Genomic DNA, 24,210 nt, shown 5'->3' on the forward strand with positions numbered 1-24,210 from the left:
CCGGTGCGCACGGGGTGCGCCCCGCGCTCGGTCGGAGCCGACCGTAGGCTCAGGCCGCCTTCTTGTTGGCGGCCTTCTCGGCGAGCTTGGTGAGCTTCTCGTCGGTGCGGCTCTCCTCCTTGAGGGTCTGCTCGAGCAGCTTCGCCGCGTCCTTCATGCCGAGCTCGTTGGCCCAGGTGCGCAGCGTGCCGTAGCGCGAGATCTCGTAGTGCTCGATGGCCTGGGCGGCGGCGATCACGCCCGCGTCGAGGGCGGGGGAGCCCTTGAAGTCGGACATGACCTCCTTGGCCTCCTCGATCAGCCCCTGCACCGCCTCGCAGGTCTTGCCGCGGGCGGGCTTGCCGAGCATCTCGAAGATCTGGTCGAGCCGCTCGATCTGGCCCTCCGTCTCCTCGCGATGCGTCTCGAACGCCTGCTTGAGATCGTCGTCGTCGATGGTCTTGACGATGCGCGGATAGGCGCGCAGCGCCTGCTTCTCGCCGTGATAGACGTCCTTGAGGGTGTCGAGGAACAGGTCCTCGAGAGTCTTCTGGTTCGCCATGGGCATGAGCTCCTGTTGAAGGGCGCGGGACGAACCGCCCGGCCGCATCCGGGTTCCCGCCGTGCGCAGGACGCCGCGTCGAGCGCCTCGACCAGCGCCTGCGCCAGCGCGAGCCGCTCGTGCGGGCTCTCGCTCTCGCGCGGAAAGACCAACCGGTTGCCGCGCCAGGCGAGCGGCGGCTCGGTGCGCTCGCGCACGGCGTTCGCCGCGTCCTCCACGAAGGTCGCCGCCACGGCCGCCGGGCCGGCCTCGAGCCGCAGGATGCCGAGCCGCCGGCAGGCGAGCCGCAGGCGCGCCAGCGCGAGCGCGTCCTCCATCGCCTCGCCCGGCGCCCCGAACCGGTCCTCGACCTCCTCCGCGAGCGCGTCGAGCGCCTCCTCGTCCTGGAGCCGGGCCAGGCGGGCGTAGAGCTCGAGGCGCATGTCCGGGCTCGCGACGACATCCTCCGGGATCGCGCCGTGGAGCCCGATCTCGACCCGCGGCGCGATCGCCGAAGCCTCCCTCTCCCCGCGCGCCGCGGCCAGCGCCCGGTCGAGGAGGTCGCGATAGAGCTCGATGCCGATCTCGGCCGCGTGCCCCGCTTGGGCGTCGCCCAGCAGGTCTCCCGCCCCGCGCAGATCGAGATCGCGCAACGAGAGCGCGAAGCCGGCGCCGAGCCGGTCGTTGGCGACGAGCGCGTCGAGCCGCGCGCGGGTGTCCTCCGCGAGCTGCGTGTCGGCCTCCGTCAGGAGCCAGCACGCGGCCTGCCGCGGCCCGCGGCCGACGCGCCCGCGCAGCTGGTGGAGCTGGGCGAGGCCGAACCGGTCGGGCCGCACGATCAGCATCGTGTTGGCGCGCGGCACGTCGAGGCCGCTCTCGATGATGTTGGTGGCGATCAGCACGTCCGGCGGGTCGTCGCCGCAGGCGAAGTCGAGCATCGCGTCGTCGATGGCGGCGGGCTTCATGCGCCCGTGCGCCACGGCGAGCCGCAGATCCGGCAGGAGCGCCGCGATCCGGGCGCGAACGCCGTCGATGTCGGCGATGCGCGGCAGGACGACGAAGCTCTGTCCGTCGCGGGCGCGCTCGCGGGCGAGCGCCTCGCGCACCACCGAATGGTCCCATGCGGCGAGGGCCGTGCGCACCGGCTTTCGCGCGACGGGCGGCGTCGCGATGGTGGAGAGGTCGCGCAGGCCGATCAGGCTCCCCGCCAGCGTCGCCGGGATCGGCGTCGCGGTCAGCGTGAGCACGTGCGCGCCCTCGCCCAGGGCATGGAGCGCCTCCTTGTCCTCGGCGCCGAAGCGCTGCTCCTCGTCGACCACGACGAGCCCGAGGTCGGAGAAGCGCATCCCCTCCACCGCCAGCGCGTGCGTGCCGACGACGATGCGCACGCTGCCGTCTGCGAGGCCCGCGCGCACCCGTTTCGCCTCCGCCTCGGGCACCAGCCGCGAGAGCTGCGCGACGGGGACGCCGAAGCCGGCGAAGCGGCGGTGCAGCGTATCCGCGTGCTGGCGCGCCAGCACGGTGGTGGGCGCGACGAGCGCGACCTGCTTGCCGGCGAAGGCGGCCACCGCCGCGGCGCGCAGGGCCACCTCGGTCTTGCCGTAGCCGACGTCGCCGCAGACGAGCCGGTCCATCGGCGTCGTCCGCGCCATGTCGGCGAGAACGGCGGAGACCGCCGACGCCTGGTCCGGCGTGAGCGCGAAGGGGAAGCGCGCGGCGAAGCGGGCGAGGTCGCGCTCGGAGGCGTGGAGCGCGGGCGCCGTCGCCTCCCGCCGCGCCGCGGCGAGGCGCTGGAGATCGGCCGCGGCCTTGGCGATGGCGGCCTCGACGTCGGCGCGGCGCTTCGCCCAGCTGTCCGTGTCGAGCCGGTCGAGCTTCACCGCGTCGCCGGACCCGCCGTGACGCCAGACGCGGTCGAGCTCGTCCGCGGGCACGAGCAGCGTCGCGCCGTCGGCGTAGACGAGCCGCGCCGCCTCGCGGGGGGCGTCGTCCTCCTGCGCGCCGGCGCCGATGCGCTCGAGCCCGTCGAGCCGCCCCAGCCCGTGCTCGGCGTGGACGACGACGTCGCCGATCGCGGGCAGGGTCGCGTCCTCGCCGAGGCGCGCCCCGCGGCGCCGCGCGATCCCGGTCTCGCCGAGGAGATCCGCCGCCGCGATCACCACGACGCCGGTTTCCTCGTCGACGAAGCCGGCCTCGAGCGGCGCCGCTAGGGCGCACAGAGCGCCCGTCTTCGCTCGCGCCGCCTCGGCGAAATCGGCGACCCGGGTCGGGCTCTCCTTCAGCGCGCCGCGCGCCCGGCGCAGGAACGGCGCGAGCAGCTCCGCATCCGCCGCGAGCAGCACGCGTTCGCCCGACTTCCGGCGCTCGGCCACGAAGCGCGCGAAGGCCGGGCGCGGGCGCTCCTGCACGACGAAGCGCGGCACGCCGGCCTCCTTCCCCGTCCCGGCGGCGACGATCTCGGGTTTTCGCGCATCGCGGGCCTCCCGCCATTCCGCGAGGGTGAGATGCAGCGCCTCCGGCGGCAGGGGAGGGCGGGCGCCCTCGCGGGCCTCGCGCATGGCGCGGGCGGTCTCGCAGGCGTCGCGCACCTCCTCCAGGGCGTCCGCGACGAGCCCGTCCGCCTCCTCCTCAAGCGTCAGCCGCGCGTCGGGGCAATAGGCGAACAGCGTCTCCAGCGTGTCGTAGCGCTCCGCCAGACGGTGTTCCGCGCCGTAGGCGAGCGGCTCCGCGGGGGCGTCCGGCGGGCGAACGATCTCGGAAGCGGGGTCGACGACGAGATGCGCGGTGTCGGCCGCGCCGGTCTGCGTGGCGGGATCGTAGGAACGGACGGCGACGACGCGCCCGTCCTCGTGCTCGACCCGGCAGGGCAGGGGCGCGGCGGCGGGGAAGAGATCGAGCACGTGGGGCCGGAAGGCGGCCTCGCCCGGCTCGTCGACCCGATCGTCGAGCCGATAGCCGATGCGCACCAGCGCCGCCTCGAGCGTGTCGGCCTCGAACGCGTCGCCGACGCGGATGTCGTGGTGGGCGAAGGCCCAGACCGATCGCGGCGGCACGCGGCGCACGAGCGCCGCGGGGGTGGTGATCACGAGGCCGGGGCGATTCTCCGCGTCCGTCAGCCAGCGCAGCACGCCCATGCGCGCGCCCATGCACGCCTTCGAGGGCGGCATCCTGTCGTAGGGGAAGCAGTCCCAGCCCGGGAAATGCGCGATCGCGACCTCCGGGCAGAGCGCCCGCGCCGTCTCGACGAGCGCCTGCGCCCGGCGGGCGCTCGTCGCGACGTGGATCAGCGGGCGCTTCGGATCCGCCCGGCGCGCGAGGGCGAGGGCGAGGCGCCCGATCGGCGCGGAGGCGGGCAGGCTCGAGGCGCGGCGGTTGCGAGGCGGCATGGATCGTGCAAGGAGAAGACGAGGGACGGGTTCGGGCAACGCCGGCGCCGGCCCGCGGGTTCGCCGCGGTTCGGATCGCGCGCGCGGTATGCGCGTTTCCCCTCCTCTTTCCCTTGGGAAAGAGACGCTTATATACATACGACCTACGTCGAATGATGCACATGCGGCTCGACCCGTCGGGTCGAGCAGAGAGGCCGAGGGCGCACGGATGACCGCCGCCGCACAGACCATCGATCGCGCCGCCGACCGCGCCGTCGCGCCCGTCATCGACGTCGACCAGCTCCTCGCCAACGCCCGCGAGGCGAGCGAATTCCTCAAGGCGCTCTCGCACGAGACGCGGCTGATCATCCTGTGCGTCTTGATCGAGGGCGAGAAGTCCGTCACCGAGCTCGAGGAGATGCTGAACATGCGCCAGCCGGCCGTGTCCCAGCAGCTCGCCCGCCTGCGCGCCGACGACCTCGTCGCCAGCCGCCGCGACGGCAAGAACATCTACTATTCCCTCGCCCGCCCCGAGGTGATCGAGGTCATCGGCGCGCTGCAGAAGGCGTTCTGCGCGGTGCGGTGAGGGGCGAGGCCTCGAGGACGAGGCTCTCCACCACCCGCACCCCCGCCAGCGCCTCCGCCAGCTCTCCCACCCGCTCCCCCGCCAGGAACGCCGGCATCAGCGCCTGCGGCCGCGTCCGCGCGGCCAGCGCGCGCAGGTCGGAGAGGCGCGGGTGGACGTTCCAGCGCAGGAAGGTCGCGCGGCCCGCGGCGACCGCCTCCGCGGCCGGGGTGCCTTCCGCCACGTGGCCTGTGAAGACGATGTCGGCTCCGCCGCGGGCGAGGAGGGCGGCGGCGACGCCCGTCTCGGCGTTCGGGCCGGCGGCGATCATGGCGCCGAAGAGGGGCGCGTCCTCCGTCAGCGGCTCGGTCTCGGCGAGGAGGCGGGCGACCGCGCCGGCCGCGGCGTCCGCGACGAGGCCGTGGGCGAGGGCGATCGCGGCGACGCGGCGATGGGCGGGGTCGAGGCGCACGGGGAGAATTTCCGCCAGCGCGAGCGCCATGTCGAGGCCGCGGCCGTCGGCGGGGCACGGGAGCAGCAGCGGCCCGCCGGCGCGGGCGCGGGCGAGGAGCGGCAGGGCGGCCTCGGCGAGGGGCGTGTCCCAGGTCCCGTAGGCGGCGTCGGCGATGACGATGTGCGCCGGCGGGAACGGGTCGAGGGGGTAGACGGCGCTCTCGGCGGTGACGTCGCCGGTATAGAGCACGCCCTCGGCCCCGCCGAGCCGCAGCCAGACGCCGCCCGGCGCATGGCTCGCGCGCCCGGTCTCCACCCGAACGCCGGCGATGGTCGTCTCCCCCGCGAGCGGCAGCGGGCGGGCGCGGGCCAGCGCCGGATGGCCGGCGATGGCGATCACGGGCGCGGTGGCGTAGAGGGGCGCGTCCTCCGGGACGAGGTCGAGCGCGCCGACATGGTCGCCGTGCCCGTGGCTGATCAGGACGGCGTCGAGCCGGCCGACGCCCGAAAGGTCCGGCCGGCGTCCCGCGTCCGGGCCCTCGCCGCAATCGAGGAGGAGCCGCGCGCCGTCGATCTCGACGAGGAAGCAGGCCGGGCCCTTGGTCCCGAAACCCGAGAGAGCCGTGACCCTCATGCGGTGATCCTCACTCCGCGAGCGCCCACGCGTCCTCCACCGCGAGCCCCACCCGCGTGCCCGGCGCGCGCGCCTCGCGGGAATGGACCTGCACGAGGACGTCCTCCACCCCGTCGATGGCGAGGTCGAGCGTGTGGGCGCCGCCGCGATAGACCGCGTCGACCACGCGGGCGGGGATGGCGTCGAGGGCCTCGGAGAGGGAGAGCGTCTCCGAGCGCAGGACGAGCCGGCCCGGGCCGGGCGCCGTCGCCGCGCCGCGGGCGGCGAGGGTGCGGCCGGCGAGGGAGACGGTCAGGCGGCCCTCGCGGGCGGGCTCGAGGATCGCGACCGGCACGAGCGCCCCGCGGCCGATGAAGCGCGCCACCATCTCGGTCGCCGGGGCGGCGTAGAGGTCCTGCGGGGCGGCGACCTGCTGGAGGCGGCCCTCGTGCATCACGGCGATCGTGTCGGCGAGCGCCATCGCCTCGGCCTGATCGTGCGTGACGGTGACGAAGGTCGCGCCGGTCTCGCGGTGCAGGCGGCGGAACTCGCGCTGCATGGTCTCGCGCAGATGGGCGTCGAGATTGGCCAGCGGCTCGTCGAGCAGGATCAGCGGCGGCTCCAGCGCGAGGCAGCGCGCCAGCGCCACCCGTTGGCGCTGGCCGCCGGAGAGCTGCGCGGGCTTGCGGTCGGCGAAATCGGCGAGGCCCACCATGGCGAGCGCGTCGGCGACGCGCCGGCGGCGCTTGTCGGCCGGCAGGCGGCGCACCTTCAGCCCGAAGGCCACGTTGTCGGCGACCGACATGTGGGGCCACAGCGCGTAGGACTGGAACACCATGCCGAGCCCGCGCTCCTCCGGCTCGACGAAGGTCCCGCCATCGGCGACGACGCGCCCGGCGATGGCGATGCGCCCGGCGCTCGGCCGCTCGAGCCCCGCGACGAGGCGCAGGAGCGTGGTCTTGCCGCAGCCCGACGGCCCCAGCAGCGCCAGGAACGCGCCCTCCGCCACCGCGAGGCCGACCCCGTCGACCGCCCGCGCCGCGCCGAACGCCTTCGTCACCCCGTCGAGCTCGAGCCCGCTCATCGTGTCTCCTGGTTCTGGCCCCTGCCCGCCTTGTTCCGCCCGCGCGTGACAGGCGCATGACGCCCCCCGGCGCACGCCGCGCCTCACCCCACCGCCGGGAGCGCCCCCGCGAAGCGCCGCTCCGGCAGCCCCCGGATCCCGAACGCCGCACCCACGTCCGCCACGAAGATCCCCCCGGCCAGCGGCTCGCGGGCATAGGCGTCCGGCGTCATGCCCTCGCGGGCGGTGGTGATGTAGAGCCGGTCGAGGTTCGGGCCGCCGAGGCAGCAGCAGGTGACCTGCGAGGCGGGGAGCGTCACGCGGATGTCGGGCGTCCCGTCCGGCAGGTGGCGCTGCACGCAGGCGCCGTCGAAGCGCGCGCTCCAGAGCCCGCCCTCGGCGTCGACGCAGGCGCCGTCGGGCACGCCCTCGCCCTCGGCCGTGGTGGCGAAGACCTCGCGCGCGCCCAGCGCGCCGGTCTGCGGATCGCGGACGTGGCGCCAGATCGTGCGCGTCGGGCTGTCGGCGAGAAACATCGTCCGGCCGTCGGGCGAGAAGGCGATGGAGTTGGTGATGGCGATCCCGGTGACGAGGGGCGTCTCGACGACGCCGTCGTAGCGGATCACCCGGGAAACCGGCTGGTGCGCGGCCTCGTCCATGCCGCCGACGACGAACGCGCCCGCGGGATCGCAGCGCCCGTCGTTGAGGCGCGTGGCCGGGTTCTCCGGCTCGAAGGCGGTGAGCCGCCGGCGTGCGCCGGTCGAAAGGTCGAGGGCGAAGAGGCCGCTCGCGAAGGCGGCGAGGACGACATCGCCCCCGCTCTCGGGGAAGGCGAAGGCGGTGAGGCGCTCCTCCAGCGCGCGGCTCCTCAGGTCGCCGCCGTCGGCGTCGCAGGAGAGGAGGAGCCGGCCGTGGATGTCGGTCCACCAGAGCCGGCCGTCGTACGGGTTCCACTGGATGCCTTCGCCGAGAACGGCGCTGGTTCTGACGAGCAGGCGGGCCTCGATCGTGCGCATGACATCCTCGGTAGCAGGGGCGGATCTCGCGCAGCGTTTATTGACCGCCCGGAGCCTCGCGTCTAGCGTCCGGCGTCCACACCCCGCCTCGAGGCCCCCGATGAGCGCCGCCGCCCCGACCGCCCTCTACCGCGATCTCGCCGACAAGACCGTGTTCGTCTCCGGCGGCGCGTCGGGCATCGGGGCCGACCTCGTCTGCGCCTTCGCGGCCCAGAAGGCGGCGACCTATTTCGTCGATCTCGACGCGGCGGCGGGGGAGGCCCTGGCGCGGCGGCTCTGCGACGAGACGGGCGCGCGGGTCGTGTTCGCGCGGGTCGACGTCACCGACACCGACGCGCTCGTCGCCGCCATCGACCGCGCGGCGGCGGAGACGGGGCGGCTCGACGCGCTGATGAACAACGCCGCCAACGACAGGCGCCAGCCGGCGGCGACGATCGGCCCGGCCGACTGGGACGCGGCGATGGCGGTGAACCTGAAGCACCAGTTCTTCGCCGCCCAGGCCGCCTTCCGCCACATGGCCCCGCGCCGGGCGGGCTCGATCGTCAATTTCGGCTCGACCTCCTACATGATCGGCGTGCCCGACCTCACCGCCTACGCCACCGCGAAATCCGCCGTGCGCGGCCTCACCCGCCAGCTCGCCCGCGAGTTCGGCCGCGACTTCGTGCGGGTCAACGCCATCGTGCCGGGCGCGATTCTCACGCAAAAGCAGCTCGACCTGTGGATCTCGCCGGAGCGCGAGGCGGAGATCCTCGCCCTGCAATGCCTGCCGCGCCGGCTCGTCGGCCAGGACGTGGCCGAGCTCGCGCTGTTTCTCGCCTCCGACGTGTCGAGCGCCTGCACCTCGCAGGACTTCCGGGTGGACGGGGGGATCGTCTGAGAGCGCGCGGACGCGTCTCGAAAGACCTGTCATCCCGGGCCGCGAAGCGGACCCGGGACCCATAACCTCGACGTCTCATCGAGCGCGCATCGCGCGCTCGTCTCGACGCCGATCCGTGCATCGAGGTCGCGCGACGAAGCCTGAAGGCTGCGAAAAAGGCGTCGGCGGATATGGGTCCCGGGTCGCCGTTCGGCGCCCGGGATGATATCGCGAACCTTCGCCGGCGGCTCAATCCGCCGTCGGCAGGCGGCGCATGGTGAACTCGATCAGCCCGTCGTCCAGCACGCGCCAGCTCTCGACCCGCGTCATGTAGGCGGCCTTGGGATAGCGCGTGAACCATTCGCGCGCGGTCTCGCGCGCCTGCTCGCGCGGCAGGCGATAGGTCTGCCGGGCGAAGGCCCCCGCGTCCGCGGGGCGGGCGCCCTCGCCGGCCGCGGCCGAGCGCGCGGCGAAGCGGCGGGCGATGTCGGCGGGCGTGCGGGGCGTGCGCGCCATGGCCCACGGTTCCTCGATCGGTCGCGAATACGCTTCGAAATGTAGGTCGGGGAGGCGAGAGAGTCGAATCGCGCCGTCCGCCCACGCAGGGGCCCAGACCACCCCCGCATCCTCCACAAAGCCTTTTTTCCTCGCGCCCGCGCGTTCCTAGGAACGTCGCGCATCTTTTCGCGTTGGCCGACGGAACCGCGACGCCGAGATGGCGTTCGCTCCAGCATCTTCTTCTTCTTCTCTGCTCGCGTCCGGCCGGAGGCGCGGGTCCGCGCAGGGAGCGTTCATGACCAAGACCTACCTGATCACCGGCGGCATGGGCTTCATCGGCCGCGCCCTCGCCGCGGAGCTCAGAGAGCACGGCCATTCGGTGCGGCTCCTCGACAGCCTGATCGAGCAGGTGCACGGCGCCGGCTGCCCCCCGATTCCGCAAGGCTGCGACTTCATCCACGCCGACGTGCGCGACGCCGACGCCGTGCGGCGCGCCGTCTCCGGCGTCGACGGCGTGTTCCACCTCGCGGCCGAGGTGGGGGTCGGCCAGTCCATGTACGAGATCGAGCGCTACACCAGCGCCAACGACGTCGGCACCGCCGTGCTCCTCCAGGAGCTGATCGAGGAGCCTGTGGAGCGCGTCGTCGTCGCCTCCTCCATGAGCGTCTACGGCGAGGGCTATTACCGCGCCCCGGACGGCGCTCTCGTCGCCGACGCGAAGCGCGACAAGCGCGCGATCGAGTCCGGCCGCTGGGACCCTGTCGTCGGCAACGCGGCGCTCACCCCCGTCGCCACCGACGAGACCAAGCCCGTCGACCTCGCCTCCATCTACGCCCTCGGCAAGTACGCCCAGGAGCGCGCGGTGATGATCGCCTGCCCGGCCTACGGCATGGAATGCGTTAGCTTGAGGCTCTTCAACGTCTTCGGGCCCGGCCAGGCCCTGTCGAACCCCTATACCGGCGTGCTCGCCAATTTCGCCGCGCGCTACCTCAACGGCGAGGCGCCGACGATCTTCGAGGACGGCCAGCAGAAGCGCGACTTCGTCCACGTGGCGGACGTCGCGCGCGCCTTCCGCCTCGCCATGGAGACGCCGCGGGCCGACGGCGAGGTGATCAACATCGGCTCGGGGCGCGCCTATACGGTCTGCGACGTCGCCCGCCTGCTCGGCGAGGCGATGGGCGCCGAGATCGAGCCCGAGATCCTGGGCAAGGCGCGCGCCGGCGACATCCGCCATTGCTACGCCGACATCGCCAAGGCGCGCGAGATTCTCGGCTTCGAGCCGGAATACCGGCTGGAGACGGCGCTCGGGCCGCTGGTCGACTGGGTCGCCTCGCAGAAGGCGTCCGACCGCGGCGCCGAGATGCGCCGGCACCTCGAGGCGCGAGGGCTCGTGACATGACGGGCGCCGCCACCGACAAGCCCCTTCTGATCGTCGGCGGCGCGGGCTTCATCGGCGCGAACCTCGCCGACAGCGTGCTGGCCGAGGGCGGGCGCGTCACCGTGATCGACACGCTCGCGCGCCCCGGCGTCGAGCGCAATCTCGCCTGGCTGCGCCAACGCCACGGCGATCGCGTGCGCCATCTGAAGGCCGACGTCCGCGACGGTCCTGCGCTGGAGACGGCGGTCGCCGAGGCGCGCGGGATCGTGCATCTCGCGGCCCAGGTGGCGGTGACGACCTCGCTCGCCGATCCGCTCGAGGACTTCTCCGTCAACGCCGCCGGCACGCTGGCGCTGCTCGAGACGGTGCGCCGGGTCAACCCGCTCGCGCCCCTCGTCTTCGCCTCGACCAACAAGGTCTACGGCGACCTCGGCGACCTCGCCATGCGCGAGGGCGCGGAGGCCTACGAACCGGTGGACGCGGAGGTGCGGGCGAACGGGGTCTCCGAGACCCGGCCGCTCTCCTTCCACACGCCCTACGGCTGCTCGAAGGGCGTGGCGGACCAGTACGTGCTCGACTACGCCCGCTCCTTCGGCCTGCGCACGGCGGTGATGCGGATGAGCTGCATCTACGGCCCGCGCCAGTTCGGCACCGAGGACCAGGGCTGGGTCGCGCATTTCCTGATCCGGGCGCTGCGCGGCGAGCCGATCACCATCTTCGGCGACGGCAAGCAGGTGCGCGACATCCTCCACGTCTCGGACGCCGTCGCCGCCTATCGCGCCGCGCTCGAGGGCATCGACGCCGTGCGTGGGCGCGTCTTCAACCTCGGCGGCGGGCCCGCCAACGCGGTCAGCCTGCGGGCCGTGCTCGATACGATCGAGGCGCTGGCGGGCCCGCTGCGGCTCGACCGTTCCGCGTGGCGCACGGGCGACCAGCTCTACTTCGTCGCCGACACCCGCCGCCTCGAGGCGGCGCTCGGCTGGCGCGCGCGCACCGACTGGCGGGCCGGGCTCGCCGATCTTGCGCGCTGGCTCGAGACCCAGGACTTCCTCCGCGGCGGCGCGCGCGCCCCGCGCGAGACGACGGAAAGGAGGCTCACGGCATGAAGGTCGCGCTCGTCAACCCGGCCTGGAGCTTCGACGGATCGATCTATTTCGGCTGCCGCCACGAGCACCTGCCGCTCGAGCTCGGCTATGCCAAGGCCCTGCTCGAGGCCGCGGGCCACGAGGCGCTGATGCTCGACGGGCTCTTGCAGGACGCCGACAACGCCGCGCTCGCCGCCCGGGTCGCCGACTACCGGCCGGACATCACCGTCGTCACCACGGCCCCGACCTACCTGTTCTGGCGCTGCGCCCCGCCGGAGCTGCGCGTGCCGGCGGAATTCCTCGCCGCGCTCGCCGGGCGCGGCGGGCGCACGGTCGCAGTCGGCCCGCACGGCTCTGCGACGCCCAAGCCCACGCTCGAGAAGCTCGGCGTCGACGCCGTGATCCGCGGGGAGTGCGAGGAGACGGTGGTCGCGCTGGCGGAGACCTCGGACTGGTCGCAGGTCGACGGCGTCGCGCGCCTGGTCGACGGCGCGCTGGAGACCCGCGGGCCGACGATGGCGAGCCCCTTCGTCGACCACGCGCCGCTCGTCTGGCCGCGGGAATGGCTCGCGAACCACCCGCATCATCATCACCGCTTCGACGAGGGCCCCTTCGTTGGCCACGGCGCGGAGGTCGAGGCCTCGCGCGGCTGCCCCTACGATTGCGCCTTCTGCGCCAAGATCGACTACCGCGACAAGTACCGCCGCCGGAAGCTCGAGCACGTGCTCGCAGAGATCGACGGCCTGATCGCCCAGGGCGTCGGCTATCTCTACTTCATCGACGAGATCTTCCTGCCGCAGAAGGCCCTGCTGGAGGCGCTGATCGAGCGCCCGGTCGTCTTCGGCGTTCAGACCCGCATCGATCTGTGGAAGCCCGACCTGCTCGAGCTCCTGGGCGAGGCGGGCTGCGTCTCCATCGAGGCGGGGCTCGAGAGCCTCACCGAGGAGGGCCGCGAGATGCTGGCCAAGCGCTGCCGCATGGACACGCCCGAGCTCGCCGCGCTCCTCGTGAAGGCGCGCGCGCACGTGCCTTTCGTGCAGGCGAACCTGATCGGCACGCCCACCGATTCGAAGGAGATCGTCGCCCATTGGCGCGAGCACCTGATTGCGCGCGGCGTGTGGGCGAACGATCCCGTGCCGCTCTACCCCTACCCGTCCTCGCCCTCCTACCGCGAGCTCTGGGGCCTGCCGGACGACCACGCCTGGGAGCGGGCGCACGAGCATTACCTCGCCGCCTTCGACCGGTTCAGCGACATCCAGGACGAGCGGCCGCGTCCGCTCGCCGAGCTCGAAGACGTCTGCTGCGGGGCGCGCGCATGACGATCCCGCCCTCGCCACGCCGCATCCTCGTCACCTGCGACGCCGTCGGCGGCGTCTGGCGCCATGCGCTCGACATGGCCCGCGCGCTCGGGCCTCACGGCGTCGAGACCGTGCTCGTCGCCTTCGGGCCCGAGCCCTCCGCCGAGCAGCGCGCTGAGGCGCGCGAGACCGAGGGCGTGACGTTTCTGTGGTTCGACCATCCGCTCGACTGGCTGGTGGCGGAGGAGGCGGCGCTCGACGGGATCCCGGCGGTGCTGGAGGGCGTCGCCGATCTCTACGACGTCGATCTCCTCCACCTGAACTATCCCTCCCACGCCCGGGGGCTGGCGACGACGCGGCCGGTGATCGTCATGTCCCATTCCTGCATGACGACCTGGTGGGCGGCGCTGCGCGGCGGCGAGCCGCCGGAGGAGTTCGCTCTGAACGCCCGGCTCGTGCGCGAAGGCTTCGCGCGGGCCGACCGGGTGCTCGCGCCGAGCCGCAGCCACGCCAATGCGCTCACCCGCGCCTACGGGTCTCTGCCCTCCCTCGACGTGGTCCGCAACGCGAGCTTCGCGCGCCCGCTCCCGCCGGAGCCGAACGACGGACGTCCCACTGCGCTCGCCATCGGCCGCTGGTGGGACGAGGCGAAGAACGCCCGCCTCCTCGACGCCGCCGCGGCGCTCGCTTCGACGCCGGTCCTGGCGCTCGGCGCGACCGCCGGGCCGAACGGCGAGGTCGTCGATTTCCGCCACGCCGAGGCGCCGGGCGCAGCCGCGCCGGCCGAGACCCGTGCGGCGCTCTCCCGGGCGGCCGTCTTCGTCTCGCCGGCCCGCTACGAGCCCTTCGGCCTCGCCGTGCTCGAGGCCGCGCAGGAGGGCTGCGCCCTCGTCCTCTCCGACATCCCGACCTTCCGCGAATTGTGGGACGGCGCCGCCACCTTCGTCGACGCGGACGACGCCGCGGGCTTCGCCGAGGCGATCGATCGCGTCGCCGGCGACGCGCGGGTCCATGCCTGGCACGTCGCGCAGGCGCAGGAGCGCGCGACGCGCTACGCGCCGCAGGCCCAGGCCGAGCGCCTGATGGAGATCTATACCGAGGCGCTGGCCGCCGCGCCCGAGGACGTCATGCGGCCGGCCCGGTGGCCGATGCCGCTTCCGGAGACCGCGTGATGCGTTTCGTCTTCTACTGTCACTCCCTCGCCTCCGACTGGAACCACGGCAACGCGCATTTCCTGCGCGGCGTCATGCGCGAGCTCGTCCATCGCGGCCACGAGGCCGTGGCGCTCGCGCCCTTCGACGCCTGGAGCCGGGCCAATCTCGCTGCCGACCAGGGCTTCGCCCCCCTCGACCGGTTCGAGCGAGACTTCCCCGAGCTGGAGGAGCGGCTCTACGAGCGCGGCTTCGACCACGCCGCCGCGCTCGAGGGCGCCGACGTGGTCGTCGTGCATGAATGGACCGATCCCGCCATCGTCGCCGAGATCGGCTGGCTGCGCCGGGAGGGCGCGCCGTTCACGCTGCTCTTCCACGACACCCACCATCGCGCCGTCTCCGCCGAGAAGGCGATCGCCGGGCTGGAGCTGCGCGACTACGACGGCGTGCTCGCCTTCGGCGAGGCCCTCGCCGCGCGCTACCGCGCCGCCGGCTGGGGCCGCCAGGTGCATGTCTGGCACGAGGCGGCGGATACGCGCCTGTTCCGGCCGCTTCCCGAGGTCGAGAAGACCGGCGACCTGGTCTGGATCGGCAATTGGGGCGACGGCGAGCGCGATCAGCAGCTGCGCGCGTTCCTGGTCGAGCCCGTGCGCGATCTCGGGCTCGTCGCCGAGGCCTGGGGCGTGCGCTACCCGCCCCAGGCGCTCGCGGCGCTCGAGGAGGCCGGCATCGCCTATCGCGGCTGGATCGCCAATGCCGACGCGCCGGAGGTCTTCGCCCGGCATCGCGTCACCGTCCACGTGCCGCGCCGGCCCTACGTCGAGAGCCTGCCCGGCATCCCGACGATCCGGGTGTTCGAGGCGCTGGCCTGCGGCATCCCCCTCGTCTGTGCGCCCTGGGAGGATGCGGAAGGGCTGTTCCGCCCGGGCGAGGACTACCTCCTCGCCGAGGACGGGGAGGCCATGCGCGCGGCTTTGCGCACCATCCTGAACGAGCCCGACCGCGCCGCGGCGCTCGCCGCGTCCGGCCTCGAGACCATCCGCGCCCGCCACACCTGCGCCCACCGCGTCGACGAGCTGATCGGCATCCTCGCCGATCTCGGCGTCGGGACGCGCGAGCAGGAGACCACAGAGACGGAGACCCTCCCGTGAAGATCGCCTTCTACGCCTCCAGCCTTCTGTCCTCCTACTGGAACGGCGCGGCGACCTACTATCGCGGGCTTCTCAAGGCGCTCGCCGCGCACGGGCACGAGATCGTCTTCTACGAGCCCGACGCCTTCGACCGGCAGAAGCATCGCGACATGGACGAGCCGCCCTGGGCCCGCGTCGTCGTCTACGAGGCGAGCCCGCAGGGCGTGCGCTCCGCGGCGGCGCAGGCCGCGAACGCCGACGTGGTCGTCAAGGCGAGCGGTGTCGGCTACGCCGACGACGCCATCCTGGAGGCGGTGATGGACGTCGCGCGCGACGACGCCGTCCGGCTGTTCTGGGACGTCGACGCCCCCGCGACGCTGGCCGAGATGGCCGGCGACGAGAGCCACGCCGTGCGCCGCATGCTGCCGCGTCTCGACGCGGTGATGACCTATGGCGGCGGCCATCCGGTGGTGAGCCGCTACGAAGCCTTCGGCGCCCACGCCTGCCACCCGATCTACAACGCGCTCGACCCCGACACCCACCACCCGGTCGACCCGGACCCGCGCTTTTCCGCCGATCTCGCCTTCCTCGGCAACCGCATGCCCGATCGCGAGGCGCGGGTGCGCACCTTCTTCCTGGAGCCCGCCGCGGCGGCGCCGGACAAGGCCTTCCTGCTCGGCGGCTCCGGCTGGGAGCCCTGGCAGATCACGCCGAACGTGCGCGCCATCGGGCATGTCGGCCAGCGCGACCACAACGCCTTCAACGTCACGCCCAAGGCCGTGCTCAACGTCAACCGCGAGAGCATGGCGCATGTCGGCTTCTCGCCGCCCACCCGCGTCTTCGAGGCGGCCGGCGCCGGCGCCTGCCTGATCACCGACCATTGGGAGGGCGTCGCCGAGTTCTTCGCGCCCGGCGAGGAGATCCTCGTCGCCCGCGACGGGCGGGACGTCGCCGAGATCATGGGCTGGCTGACGCCGGAGGCCGCCCAGCGCATCGGCCGCTGCGCCCTCGACCGCGCGCTGCGCGACCACACCTACGCCCGCCGCGCCAAGGAGGCCGACGCGATCCTGCGCGCGCTCAGGCAGAAGAAGACCCGGACGGGAGAGGCGGCATGACGAAGCCGCTCGACATCGTCGTCCTCGGGCTCTCGCTGTCCTCCTCCTGGGGCAACGGCCACGCGACCACCTATCGCGCGCTGCTGCGCGGCCTCGCCCGGCTCGGCCACCGCGTCACCTTCCTGGAGCGGGACGTGCCCTGGTACGCGAACAGCCGCGACCTCCCCGATCCCGATTTCTGCGCTCTCCACCTCTACGCGGATCTCGACGCGCTCGCCGCCCACGCGCCCGCGATCCGCGACGCCGACGCCGTGATCGTCGGCTCCTACGTCCCGGACGGGCCGGCCGTGATCGACCGGGTGGTCGAGACCGCCCGCGGCGTTGTCGCCTTCTACGACATCGATACGCCCGTGACGCTCGCCCAGCTCGCGCGCGGGGAGACGCAATCGCTCGAGGCGCGGCAGATCCCGCTCTTCGACGTCTATCTCTCCTTCACCGGCGGCCCGACCCTCGCGCGGCTGGAGCGCGACCTCGGCGCCCGGGCCGCCCGGGCGCTCTACTGCTCGGTGGAGGCGGACGCCTACGCGCCCACCGGCGAGGCGCCGGTCTGGGACCTCGGCTATCTCGGCACCTACTCGCCCGACCGCCAGCCGACGCTGGAGCGGCTCCTGATCGAGCCCGCGCGCCGCCTGCCAAAGAAGCGCTTCGTCGTCGCCGGCCCGCAATATCCCGACGACATCGCCTGGCCGCCCAACGTCGATCGCATCCCCCACCTGCCGCCGGCGGACCACCCCTCCTTCTATTCCCGTCAGCTCTGGACGCTCAACGTCACCCGCGCCGACATGATCGCGGCGGGCTTCTCGCCGAGCGTCCGGCTGTTCGAGGCGGGCGCCTGCGGCGCGGCGATCGTCGGCGATTTCTGGGAGGGGCTCGACGATCTCCTGCCGGACGGCGAGGCCATGATCGTCGCCCACGCCACCGACGACGTCGTGCGCCTCCTCACGCAGACGCCCGACGCGCGCCGGGAGGCGATCGCGGCCGATGCGCGGGCGCGGACGCTGGCCCGCCACACCGGCGTCGCGCGGGCCCGCGAGCTCGTCGCGGCGCTCGAAGAAGCGCAGGCGGCCCGCGCCGCGATGACGCGGAAAAAAGTCGCGGGGTTGTGAGACGGGATGCATCTTCTCCACGTCCTCGTGCGTTGGGGCGAGAGAATTCACGCCCATCCGGCGACGACCGGCGGCACTGGGAAAGGTGATCTGTCATGAATTCTTTCCGCACGAGGAAAAACCATCGCCGCCGCGCCGTGCTCGTGGCGGGCGGCGCCGGGTTTCTCGGCTCTAACCTGTGCGATCGTCTCGTGGCCGAAGGCGCCCGCGTGATCTGCCTCGACAACATGCAGACCGGGTCCTACGAAAATCTCGGCGGCCTCGTGCGCGAGCCGCGCTTCTCCGTGGTGGAGCAGGACGTCTGCGACCCGCTTCCCGCCAATCTCGAGGTCGAGGCGGTCTACAATCTCGCCTGCGCCGCCTCGCCGCCGCGCTACCAGGCCGACCCGGTCCACACGATGATGACGAGCGTGGTCGGCACGCGCCACCTGCTCGACCATTGCGAGCGCCACGGCGCGCGCTTCCTGCAGGCCTCGACGAGCGAGATCTACGGCGATCCCAAGCAGCATCCGCAGGCCGAGGACTACTGGGGCAACGTCAACCCCACGGGCCCGCGCGCCTGCTACGACGAGGGCAAGCGCGCCGCCGAGACCCTGTGCTTCGACTATCTGCGCGGGCGCTCGGTGGACGTGCGGGTGGCGCGCATCTTCAACACCTACGGCCCGCGCATGCGCCCCGACGACGGCCGCATCGTCTCGAACCTGATCTGCCAGGCCCTCGCCGGCGAGCCGCTGACGATCTACGGCACGGGCGAGCAGACGCGCTCGTTCTGCTATGTCGACGACATGATCGAGGGGCTCGCGCGCCTGATGCGGGCGAAGACGACGCCGGACGGGCCGGTCAATCTCGGCAACCCGGCGGAGTTCACCATCGTCGAGCTCGCCGACATGGTGCTCGACCTGATCGAGACGAGCTCCCGCCTCGTCTATGAGCCGCTGCCCACCGACGATCCCCAGCGCCGCCGCCCGGACATCGCCCGCGCCGACGCGCTGCTCGGCTGGCGCCCGACGACGCCGCTCGCCGAGGGGCTGCCGCCCACGATCGACTGGTTCGCCGGCCGGCGCGCCGCCGCCTCGAGCGAGGCCCGTCGCGCGCGCCCCTCCCGCGTCGAGCCGGTGCTCCAGAGCACGGCCTGACGCCGCCGGGCGTCGCCATCCGATCGCCGTGCGCGTCCCGGGCCACGACCGGCCCGGGACGCGCACCGCGCGTATCGCCTCGCGAGCCCTGGCGCCCCCCGCTCCATCCGTATAAATCCTGTCACCCGAGCGTCATACGGCCTTGCTACCCGCACGGCCGAGGCGTCGCGTCCGCGCGCCGGAACCCCGCATCAACGAGGTTGCCCCATGAAGACGATCCTGCGTCCGCTGATCGCCGGCCTCGCCCTCGCCACGGTCTCGACCGTGGCGCTGGCCCAGTCCGGCTCCATCACGGTCTACACCTCCCAGCCGACCGAGCAGATGGACACCATCGTGAAGGCCTTCAACGAGGCCTATCCGGACATCCAGGTCGAGGTCTTCCGCTCGGGAACGACCGAGGTCGTCAACCGCCTACAGGCCGAGTTCGCCGCCGGCTCGACCCCCGCCGACGTGCTCCTCATCGCCGACGCGGTGGCGATGACCCGCCTCAAGGGCGACGACCGTCTCGAGGCCTATGCGGACGCGCCTGTCCAGGGCCTGCCCGAGGCCGTGATCGACCCGGACATGACGTTCTTCGGCACGAAGCTGATCACCACGGGCATCGTCTACAACACCGAGCTCGTCGAGGAGGCCCCGACCTCCTGGATGGACCTGACCAAGCCCGAGATCGCCGCCTCGCTCACCATGCCGAGCCCGCTCTATTCGGGCGCCGCCGTCTACCATGTCGGCACCATGGTGCAGCAGCCGGAGTTCGGCTGGGACTATTACGAGACGCTCGCCGACAACGGCGCCATCGCCGGGCGCGGCAACGGCGGCGTGCTCGAGGCCGTGGCCCGCGGCGAGAAGGCCTACGGCATCATCGTCGACTTCATGCCGCTCAACGCGGCCGCCCAGGGCTCGCCGGTCGGCTTCGTCTTCCCGGAGGAGGGCGTCTCCGCGATCACCGAGCCGGTCGCCATCGTCAAGGGCACGGACGACCTCGAGGCCGCCAAGGCCTTCGTCGACTGGACGCTCTCGGAGGAGGGCCAGCGCCTCTCCGCTTCGCAGGGCTACATCCCGCTCATCGACGGCGTCGAGCTGCCCGAGGGCCGTCCGGCTCCCTCCCAGCTCACCATCCTCGAGGCCGATCTCGGCGCCATGATCGAGAACGACGAGGCGAACAAGCGCGCCTTCGCCGACCTGTTCGGCGGCTGATCGCATGCCCGTGCGCGCGCAGGCCGTCCCCCCGCCGCGCCTGCGTGCGCCCCTTCGCGCGCCTTCCGGCGAGATCCTCATGCTCGCCGGGGTGGCGCTCTATCTGGGCGTTTTCACGCTTTGGCCCCTCGGGCGCCTTCTCCTGGAGGCGCTCGGGGAGAACGCCGCCGGCGAGACGCTCGGCATCCTGCGCGACCAGTGGGAGTCGCGCTCCACCTCCCGCGCGCTCTGGAACACGCTGGAGGCTGGCAGCCTCGCGACCCTGGTCTCGATCCTGCTCGGCGGCACGATGGCCTTCGTCGTCGCGCTGACGAACGTCCGCGCCAAGACCGCGCTGACCTTCGCGCTGCTGCTGCCGCTCCTCGTTCCCTCCCAGATCACCGCGCTCGCCTGGATCGAGCTGATCGGCCCCTCCTCGCCGATCCTGCGGCCGCTCGGCCTCGCGAGCCCGCCCGGAACCACGAACCCGCTCTACTCGCTGTGGGGCATCGTCCTCGTCATGGGCGTGGAGCACGCGGCCCTCGTCTTCCTCGCCGTGCGCGCGGGCCTGCGCGCCATGCCGCGCGATCTCGTGGAGGCGGCGCGGATCTCCGGCGCGCGCCCGCTCGTCGCCACGATGCGCATCGTCCTGCCGCTGGCCTTGCCGTCGCTCATCGCCGGGGCGGCGCTGGCCTTCGTTTCCGCCATCGGGAATTTCGGCGTGCCGGCGCTGCTCGGGATCCCCGGCCGCTACACGATGCTGACGACGCTGATCTACCAGCGCCTCAACGGCTTCGGCCCCTCCGTGCTGGGCGAGGTGGCGGCCATCGCGCTGATCCTGATCCTGATCGCGGTCGCGGGCCTGGCGCTGCGCGCCCTCGTCGCGGCGCGGATGAACGCGCGGGTGGAGCGGGCGAGCGCCATGCTCCGGCCCTTCCCGCTGGGGCGCGCGCGGCTCCCCGTCGAGGCCGCCGTGTGGAGCGTGCTGGTCTTCGTGTCCTTCCTGCCGCTCGTCGCGCTGCTGGCCTCCTCGCTCACGCCCGCGGTGGGCGTGCGGCTCTCCCTCGAGACGATCACCCTCGACAATTACCGCTTCGCCGTTCTCGGCCAGGACGTGGCCCGGCGCGCCTTCGCCAATTCCTTCCTGCTCGCCGGAGCGACGGCGCTGGTCGCTGGCCTCGTCGCCGTGCCGCTCGCCTACCTCGCCGTGATGCGCCGCATGAAGGCCGCGCGGGGCCTGGATCTCGTGGCGGACACGCCCTACGCCATCCCGGGCACGGTGCTCGCCATCGGCGCGATCCTGGTCTTCCTGCCGCCGCTGCCGCTGATCGGGGTCTCGGTCTACAACTCGCTCTGGATCATCCTCTTCGCCTATTTCGCCCGCTTCATGACGCTGGCGCTGCGCCCCGTCACCGCGAGCCTCGAGACGATCGAGCCCGCGCTCGACGAGGCCGCCCGCATCGCCGGCGCGCGGGCCTTCCGCCGGCTGTTCGCGATCATCCTGCCCGTAGCGGCGCCGGCGGCGGTGGCCGGCGGGCTCCTGATCTTCATGACGGCCTTCAACGAGCTCACCGTCTCGGCGCTGCTCTGGTCGTCGGGCGCCGAGACGCTGGGCGTCGTCGTCTTCTTCCTGCAGTACGAGGGCAACTCGCCCGCCGCCGCGGCGCTCGCGACGGCGACGGTCGTGGTGACGCTGGTCCTGGCGCTGATCCTGGATCAGGTCGGGCGCTGGCTGCCCGGCGACGTGGTTCCCTGGCGCGACGCGACCGGGTGAGCGCGCCTCAGCCGACGTCGCCCGGCAGGTCGAGCCGCGCGGAGAGGCCGCCCATGGCGCTCTCGCCGAGCGTCAGCGAGCCCCGATAGAGCGTGGCGAGGTCCACCACGATCGACAGCCCCAGCCCCGAGCCCGGCACCGTCTCGTCGAGGCGCTTGCCGCGTTTCACCATCTCGTCGCGCTTGTCCGCCGGCACGCCCGGACCGTCGTCCTCGACCACGAGGACGAGACGCGGGCGCTCGGGGTCCCCGGACGCCTCGGCCCGCAGCACCACGCGGCCGCGCGCCCATTTGGCGGCGTTGTCGAGGAGGTTGCCCAGCATCTCCTCGAGATCCTGCTTCTCGCCGCGAAAGCGTGCGTTCTCGGGCGCCTCGAGCGCGAGGTCGAGCCGCTTGTCCGCGTGGATCTTGGCGAAGGCGCGCATCAGCGCGGCGGCCACCGGCGAGACCGGGGTCACCGTGCCGAGCGTGCCCACCTGCGCCGCCGCGCGGGCGCGGTCGAGATAGTAGCCGATCTGCCGGCGCATGGTCTCGGCCTCGGCCTCGACCACCGGGGCGAGGGGGCCGCCCTCCGCGCGCGCCTCGTTGACGAGCACCGAGAGCGGCGTCTTCAGCGCGTGCGCGAGATTGCCGACCTGGGTGCGGGCGCGCTCGAGGATGTCGCGGTTCGAGCCGATCAGCAGGTTGATCTCCCCCGCGAGCGGGGCGATGTCGTGCGGGTAGTCCCCCGAGACCGTCTCGCTGTCGCCGCGGCGGATGGCGACGACCGCGGCGCGCAGGCGCGCCAGCGGACGCAGGCCGAAGCGGATCTGGAGCAGCGTCGAGAGCCCCAGCAGCAGCCCGAGCGCCGCGAAGGTTGCGGCGAGCGCCAGAGCGAAGCGCCCGATGTCGGCCGCGATCTCGTCGGCGGGCGCCGCGACGAGCACGGTGAAGCGCCGCCCCTCGCCCGCGGCGAGGGTGCGCTCCACGGCCCTCAGGCTCTGCCCGTCCGGCCCCGTGACGTAGCCCGTGCGCACCGCGCCGAGCTCGGCTCCCGGCCCGTCGAGCCAGGGCAGGGCGGCGCCGACCAGGGAGGACGAGGTGGTGATCTCGCGCAGCGACGCGCCGGGCGCGCCGATCTGCCAGTACCAGCCGGAGAAGGGCAGCTCGAACAGCGGATCCCCGGCCGCCAGCGCCTCCCGCCCCGTCGCGACCTGGGAGCCGAGCGTCGTGACGTGCACGAGGAGCCGCTGGTCGAAGCCGCGCTCCGTCGTCTGCCGGTAGAGCGCGACGAGGATCACGCCCGCGCTCACCAGGATCACGGCGCTCCAGAACAGGGCCGAGACCGCGAGGCGGACGGCGATGGAGCGGCCGGCGAGGGGGCGGAAGCGCGCACGCATCGGCGGGCCGGCTCAGGCGCTCTCGTCGATGACGTAGCCGAGCCCGCGCATGGTCTTGATCACGTCCACGCCGAGCTTCTTGCGCAGGCGCCCGACGAAGACCTCGATCGTGTTGGAATCGCGGTCGAAATCCTGGTCGTAGAGGTGCTCCGTCAGCTCCGCGCGGGAGACGATGCGGCCCTTGTGGTGGATCAGGTAGGCGAGAAGCCGGTATTCGTGGCTCGTCAGCTTCACCGGCCTATCCTCGACGAGCACGCGCCCGGCGCGGGTGTCGAGCGTCACCGGCCCGCAGACGATCTCCGAGGTGGCGTGCCCGGCGGCGCGGCGCAGGAGCGCCCGCACGCGCGCCAGCAGCTCCTCGACGTGGAAGGGCTTCGTCACGTAGTCGTCCGCGCCGGCGTCGAAGCCCTGCACCTTGTCCGACCAGCGGTCGCGCGCGGTGAGGATCAGCACCGGCATCGTCCTGCCCGCCCGCCGCCAGGCGGAGAGCACGGAGACGCCGTCGGTCTTGGGCAGGCCGAGATCGAGGATGACGCAGTCGTAGGGCTCGGTCTCGCCCAGGAACTGGCCCTCCTCGCCGTCGAAGGCCTTGTCGACGACGTAGCCGGAATCCTCCAGCGCGGCGACGATCTGGCGGTTGAGGGAGGCGTCGTCCTCTACGACGAGCAGGCGCATGGCGGGACCCTCTCAGTTCACCGAGACGACGCCGCCGGAGCCGGCGTCGACGATCACGGTCACGAAACGCCCGTCGCCGCCGAGCGCGGCGATGCGGTAGACGAAGCCGCCGCCGCCCTGGCAGAGGTCGACCTGGGTGATCTGGGCCCCGGGAACCGCGCCCTCGGCGGCCCGCACGGCGGCGACCGCCGGAACGACCTGCCCGGAGGCGACGGCCTCCCGGGTCTCGCCGGGCGACAGGCACGCCTGCGCGGCGGCCGGCGCCGGCGCGGCGGCGAGAGCGAAGAGGAGGGGGAGAAGGGCGAGACGGGTGCGCATGACGGCATCATACTTGGCGCAGCCGCGCTGAACAGGCCGTGAATGGCGCGTTCAGGGCAGGGGCCGGCCTCACCCCTCCGGCGCCACGCCCGCCCAGCCCGTTTGCCGCGCGGCCTCCCCGAGCAGCATCGCCGCCGAGACCGCGACGTTGAGCGAGCGGAAGCCGGGCCGCATCGGGATCACCACGCGGGCGTCGGCGGCCTCGTGCACCGCCTCGGGCACGCCCGCCGATTCGCGCCCGACCAGGATCGCGTCGCCCGCGGCGAAGGCGAAATCGGTATAGCGGGTCGCGCCGCGCGTCGTGGCGAGCACCAGCCGCACGCCGACCTCGCGCCGCCATTCCTCGAACGCGCTCCAGGAGCGGTGGCGCACGATCTCGACGCGGTCGAGATAATCCATGCCCGCCCGGCGGAAATTGCGGTCCGACACGTCGAAGCCCGCCGGCTCGACGATGTCCACCGCCGCCCCCAGGCAGGCGGCGAGACGCACCATGGTGCCGGTGTTCTGCGGGATGTCGGGCTGGTAGAGGACGAGGCGCATGACG

General features: G+C 73.2%; 21 protein-coding genes and 1 pseudogene. 12 read left to right on the forward strand and 10 right to left on the reverse strand.

Going from position 1 to position 24,210, the window contains the following annotated elements; all coding sequences use genetic code 11:
* Positions 1-49: 49 nt before the first annotated feature.
* Together ABL310_RS05745 and ABL310_RS05750 are read right to left on the reverse strand one after the other, a co-directional pair.
* Positions 50-547, reverse strand: a complete 498-nt coding sequence (locus tag ABL310_RS05745) for a ferritin-like domain-containing protein (RefSeq protein ID WP_374730371.1) — start codon at positions 545-547, stop codon at positions 50-52.
* Positions 548-753: 206 nt separating this feature from the next.
* Positions 754-4,173, reverse strand: a pseudogene (locus ABL310_RS05750) (DEAD/DEAH box helicase); the annotation flags it as partial.
* Here ABL310_RS05750 and ABL310_RS05755 point away from each other — a divergent pair.
* A complete protein-coding gene (locus ABL310_RS05755; RefSeq protein WP_349370737.1) occupies positions 4,115-4,471 on the forward strand; it encodes a metalloregulator ArsR/SmtB family transcription factor in 357 nt (118 codons plus the stop codon). The pseudogene ABL310_RS05750 and the gene ABL310_RS05755 overlap by 59 nt on opposite strands.
* Here the strand turns inward: ABL310_RS05755 and ABL310_RS05760 are convergent.
* The 3 genes from ABL310_RS05760 to ABL310_RS05770 all read right to left on the reverse strand — a co-directional run bounded on the left by ABL310_RS05760 (position 4,431) and on the right by ABL310_RS05770 (position 7,595).
* Positions 4,431-5,537: an MBL fold metallo-hydrolase gene (locus tag ABL310_RS05760; protein WP_349370738.1), complete on the reverse strand. Its 1,107-nt coding sequence runs from the start codon at positions 5,535-5,537 to the stop codon at positions 4,431-4,433. The genes ABL310_RS05755 and ABL310_RS05760 overlap by 41 nt on opposite strands.
* A 10-nt stretch (positions 5,538-5,547) precedes the next feature.
* Positions 5,548-6,600 carry an ABC transporter ATP-binding protein gene (locus tag ABL310_RS05765; protein ID WP_349370739.1) on the reverse strand — a complete coding sequence of 351 codons (1,053 nt, stop codon included), beginning with the start codon at positions 6,598-6,600 and terminating at the stop codon, positions 5,548-5,550.
* Between the two features lie 83 nt (positions 6,601-6,683).
* Positions 6,684-7,595 carry an SMP-30/gluconolactonase/LRE family protein gene (locus ABL310_RS05770; protein ID WP_349370740.1) on the reverse strand — a complete coding sequence of 304 codons (912 nt, stop codon included), beginning with the start codon at positions 7,593-7,595 and terminating at the stop codon, positions 6,684-6,686.
* Positions 7,596-7,695: 100 nt separating this feature from the next.
* Between ABL310_RS05770 and ABL310_RS05775 the strand changes: the two genes are divergently transcribed.
* Positions 7,696-8,472 carry an SDR family oxidoreductase gene (locus tag ABL310_RS05775; RefSeq protein ID WP_349370741.1) on the forward strand — a complete coding sequence of 259 codons (777 nt, stop codon included), beginning with the start codon at positions 7,696-7,698 and terminating at the stop codon, positions 8,470-8,472.
* A 228-nt stretch (positions 8,473-8,700) separates the two neighbouring features.
* On the opposite strand, the gene ABL310_RS05780 is transcribed toward ABL310_RS05775, so the two are convergent.
* Positions 8,701-8,967, reverse strand: a complete 267-nt coding sequence (locus ABL310_RS05780; protein ID WP_349370742.1) for a hypothetical protein — start codon at positions 8,965-8,967, stop codon at positions 8,701-8,703.
* Between the two features lie 277 nt (positions 8,968-9,244).
* On the opposite strand from ABL310_RS05780, the gene ABL310_RS05785 reads away from it, so the two are divergent.
* The 10 genes from ABL310_RS05785 to ABL310_RS05830 all read left to right on the forward strand — a co-directional run bounded on the left by ABL310_RS05785 (position 9,245) and on the right by ABL310_RS05830 (position 21,295).
* The gene (locus ABL310_RS05785; RefSeq protein WP_349370743.1) at positions 9,245-10,348 is read left to right on the forward strand and encodes an NAD-dependent epimerase/dehydratase family protein; all 1,104 of its coding nucleotides are present in this window, start codon (positions 9,245-9,247) and stop codon (positions 10,346-10,348) included.
* Positions 10,345-11,433: an NAD-dependent epimerase/dehydratase family protein gene (locus tag ABL310_RS05790; protein ID WP_349370744.1), complete on the forward strand. Its 1,089-nt coding sequence runs from the start codon at positions 10,345-10,347 to the stop codon at positions 11,431-11,433. Before ABL310_RS05785 ends, ABL310_RS05790 begins: the two co-directional genes overlap by 4 nt.
* Positions 11,430-12,731 (forward strand): TIGR04295 family B12-binding domain-containing radical SAM protein, encoded by a 1,302-nt coding sequence (locus ABL310_RS05795; protein WP_349370745.1) that lies wholly within the window; start codon positions 11,430-11,432, stop codon positions 12,729-12,731. Before ABL310_RS05790 ends, ABL310_RS05795 begins: the two co-directional genes overlap by 4 nt.
* The gene (locus tag ABL310_RS05800) at positions 12,728-13,882 is read left to right on the forward strand and encodes a glycosyltransferase family 4 protein (protein WP_349370746.1); all 1,155 of its coding nucleotides are present in this window, start codon (positions 12,728-12,730) and stop codon (positions 13,880-13,882) included. Before ABL310_RS05795 ends, ABL310_RS05800 begins: the two co-directional genes overlap by 4 nt.
* Positions 13,882-15,012, forward strand: a complete 1,131-nt coding sequence (locus ABL310_RS05805) for a glycosyltransferase (RefSeq protein ID WP_349370747.1) — start codon at positions 13,882-13,884, stop codon at positions 15,010-15,012. The genes ABL310_RS05800 and ABL310_RS05805 overlap by 1 nt, the downstream gene beginning before the upstream one ends.
* Complete coding sequence (locus ABL310_RS05810; protein WP_349370748.1) at positions 15,009-16,106, forward strand: glycosyltransferase; 1,098 nt, start codon at positions 15,009-15,011, stop codon at positions 16,104-16,106. Before ABL310_RS05805 ends, ABL310_RS05810 begins: the two co-directional genes overlap by 4 nt.
* Positions 16,103-17,212 carry a glycosyltransferase gene (locus ABL310_RS05815; RefSeq protein WP_349370749.1) on the forward strand — a complete coding sequence of 370 codons (1,110 nt, stop codon included), beginning with the start codon at positions 16,103-16,105 and terminating at the stop codon, positions 17,210-17,212. Before ABL310_RS05810 ends, ABL310_RS05815 begins: the two co-directional genes overlap by 4 nt.
* Before the next feature lie 95 nt (positions 17,213-17,307).
* Complete coding sequence (locus ABL310_RS05820; protein ID WP_349370750.1) at positions 17,308-18,348, forward strand: UDP-glucuronic acid decarboxylase family protein; 1,041 nt, start codon at positions 17,308-17,310, stop codon at positions 18,346-18,348.
* Between the two features lie 207 nt (positions 18,349-18,555).
* On the forward strand, positions 18,556-19,542 hold the full coding sequence (locus ABL310_RS05825) for an ABC transporter substrate-binding protein (protein WP_349370751.1): 987 nt from the start codon (positions 18,556-18,558) through the stop codon (positions 19,540-19,542).
* Between the two features lie 79 nt (positions 19,543-19,621).
* Positions 19,622-21,295 (forward strand): iron ABC transporter permease, encoded by a 1,674-nt coding sequence (locus ABL310_RS05830; RefSeq protein ID WP_349370752.1) that lies wholly within the window; start codon positions 19,622-19,624, stop codon positions 21,293-21,295.
* Between the two features lie 7 nt (positions 21,296-21,302).
* On the opposite strand, the gene ABL310_RS05835 is transcribed toward ABL310_RS05830, so the two are convergent.
* The 4 genes from ABL310_RS05835 to ABL310_RS05850 all read right to left on the reverse strand — a co-directional run bounded on the left by ABL310_RS05835 (position 21,303) and on the right by ABL310_RS05850 (position 24,206).
* A complete protein-coding gene (locus ABL310_RS05835) occupies positions 21,303-22,673 on the reverse strand; it encodes an ATP-binding protein (RefSeq protein WP_349370753.1) in 1,371 nt (456 codons plus the stop codon).
* Between the two features lie 12 nt (positions 22,674-22,685).
* Positions 22,686-23,348 (reverse strand): response regulator transcription factor, encoded by a 663-nt coding sequence (locus ABL310_RS05840; protein WP_349370754.1) that lies wholly within the window; start codon positions 23,346-23,348, stop codon positions 22,686-22,688.
* Positions 23,349-23,360: 12 nt separating this feature from the next.
* Positions 23,361-23,666, reverse strand: a complete 306-nt coding sequence (locus tag ABL310_RS05845) for a PepSY domain-containing protein (RefSeq protein ID WP_349370755.1) — start codon at positions 23,664-23,666, stop codon at positions 23,361-23,363.
* Positions 23,667-23,735: 69 nt separating this feature from the next.
* Entirely contained in the window at positions 23,736-24,206 is a 471-nt protein-coding gene (locus tag ABL310_RS05850) for a tRNA (cytidine(34)-2'-O)-methyltransferase (RefSeq protein WP_349370756.1), read from the reverse strand.
* Positions 24,207-24,210: the final 4 nt, after the last annotated feature.

The sequence above is a fragment of the Salinarimonas sp. genome, assembly GCF_040111675.1.
GTDB lineage: Bacteria > Pseudomonadota > Alphaproteobacteria > Rhizobiales > Beijerinckiaceae > Salinarimonas.

What these genes read in the sequence shown, in the direction of transcription:
- ABL310_RS05830 (WP_349370752.1), top strand. Translation starts at nt 19,622, where the DNA reads ATGCTCGCCGGGGTGGCGCTCTATCTGGGCGTTTTCACGCTTTGGCCC.
- ABL310_RS05850 (WP_349370756.1), bottom strand. Translation starts at nt 24,206, where the DNA reads ATGCGCCTCGTCCTCTACCAGCCCGACATCCCGCAGAACACCGGCACC.
- ABL310_RS05755 (WP_349370737.1), top strand. Translation starts at nt 4,115, where the DNA reads ATGACCGCCGCCGCACAGACCATCGATCGCGCCGCCGACCGCGCCGTC.
- ABL310_RS05765 (WP_349370739.1), bottom strand. Translation starts at nt 6,600, where the DNA reads ATGAGCGGGCTCGAGCTCGACGGGGTGACGAAGGCGTTCGGCGCGGCG.
- ABL310_RS05775 (WP_349370741.1), top strand. Translation starts at nt 7,696, where the DNA reads ATGAGCGCCGCCGCCCCGACCGCCCTCTACCGCGATCTCGCCGACAAG.
- ABL310_RS05840 (WP_349370754.1), bottom strand. Translation starts at nt 23,348, where the DNA reads ATGCGCCTGCTCGTCGTAGAGGACGACGCCTCCCTCAACCGCCAGATC.
- ABL310_RS05815 (WP_349370749.1), top strand. Translation starts at nt 16,103, where the DNA reads ATGACGAAGCCGCTCGACATCGTCGTCCTCGGGCTCTCGCTGTCCTCC.
- ABL310_RS05770 (WP_349370740.1), bottom strand. Translation starts at nt 7,595, where the DNA reads ATGCGCACGATCGAGGCCCGCCTGCTCGTCAGAACCAGCGCCGTTCTC.
- ABL310_RS05805 (WP_349370747.1), top strand. Translation starts at nt 13,882, where the DNA reads ATGCGTTTCGTCTTCTACTGTCACTCCCTCGCCTCCGACTGGAACCAC.
- ABL310_RS05785 (WP_349370743.1), top strand. Translation starts at nt 9,245, where the DNA reads ATGACCAAGACCTACCTGATCACCGGCGGCATGGGCTTCATCGGCCGC.
- ABL310_RS05820 (WP_349370750.1), top strand. Translation starts at nt 17,308, where the DNA reads ATGAATTCTTTCCGCACGAGGAAAAACCATCGCCGCCGCGCCGTGCTC.
- ABL310_RS05825 (WP_349370751.1), top strand. Translation starts at nt 18,556, where the DNA reads ATGAAGACGATCCTGCGTCCGCTGATCGCCGGCCTCGCCCTCGCCACG.
- ABL310_RS05795 (WP_349370745.1), top strand. Translation starts at nt 11,430, where the DNA reads ATGAAGGTCGCGCTCGTCAACCCGGCCTGGAGCTTCGACGGATCGATC.
- ABL310_RS05745 (WP_374730371.1), bottom strand. Translation starts at nt 547, where the DNA reads ATGCCCATGGCGAACCAGAAGACTCTCGAGGACCTGTTCCTCGACACC.
- ABL310_RS05790 (WP_349370744.1), top strand. Translation starts at nt 10,345, where the DNA reads ATGACGGGCGCCGCCACCGACAAGCCCCTTCTGATCGTCGGCGGCGCG.
- ABL310_RS05760 (WP_349370738.1), bottom strand. Translation starts at nt 5,537, where the DNA reads ATGAGGGTCACGGCTCTCTCGGGTTTCGGGACCAAGGGCCCGGCCTGC.
- ABL310_RS05780 (WP_349370742.1), bottom strand. Translation starts at nt 8,967, where the DNA reads ATGGCGCGCACGCCCCGCACGCCCGCCGACATCGCCCGCCGCTTCGCC.
- ABL310_RS05800 (WP_349370746.1), top strand. Translation starts at nt 12,728, where the DNA reads ATGACGATCCCGCCCTCGCCACGCCGCATCCTCGTCACCTGCGACGCC.
- ABL310_RS05845 (WP_349370755.1), bottom strand. Translation starts at nt 23,666, where the DNA reads ATGCGCACCCGTCTCGCCCTTCTCCCCCTCCTCTTCGCTCTCGCCGCC.
- ABL310_RS05835 (WP_349370753.1), bottom strand. Translation starts at nt 22,673, where the DNA reads ATGCGTGCGCGCTTCCGCCCCCTCGCCGGCCGCTCCATCGCCGTCCGC.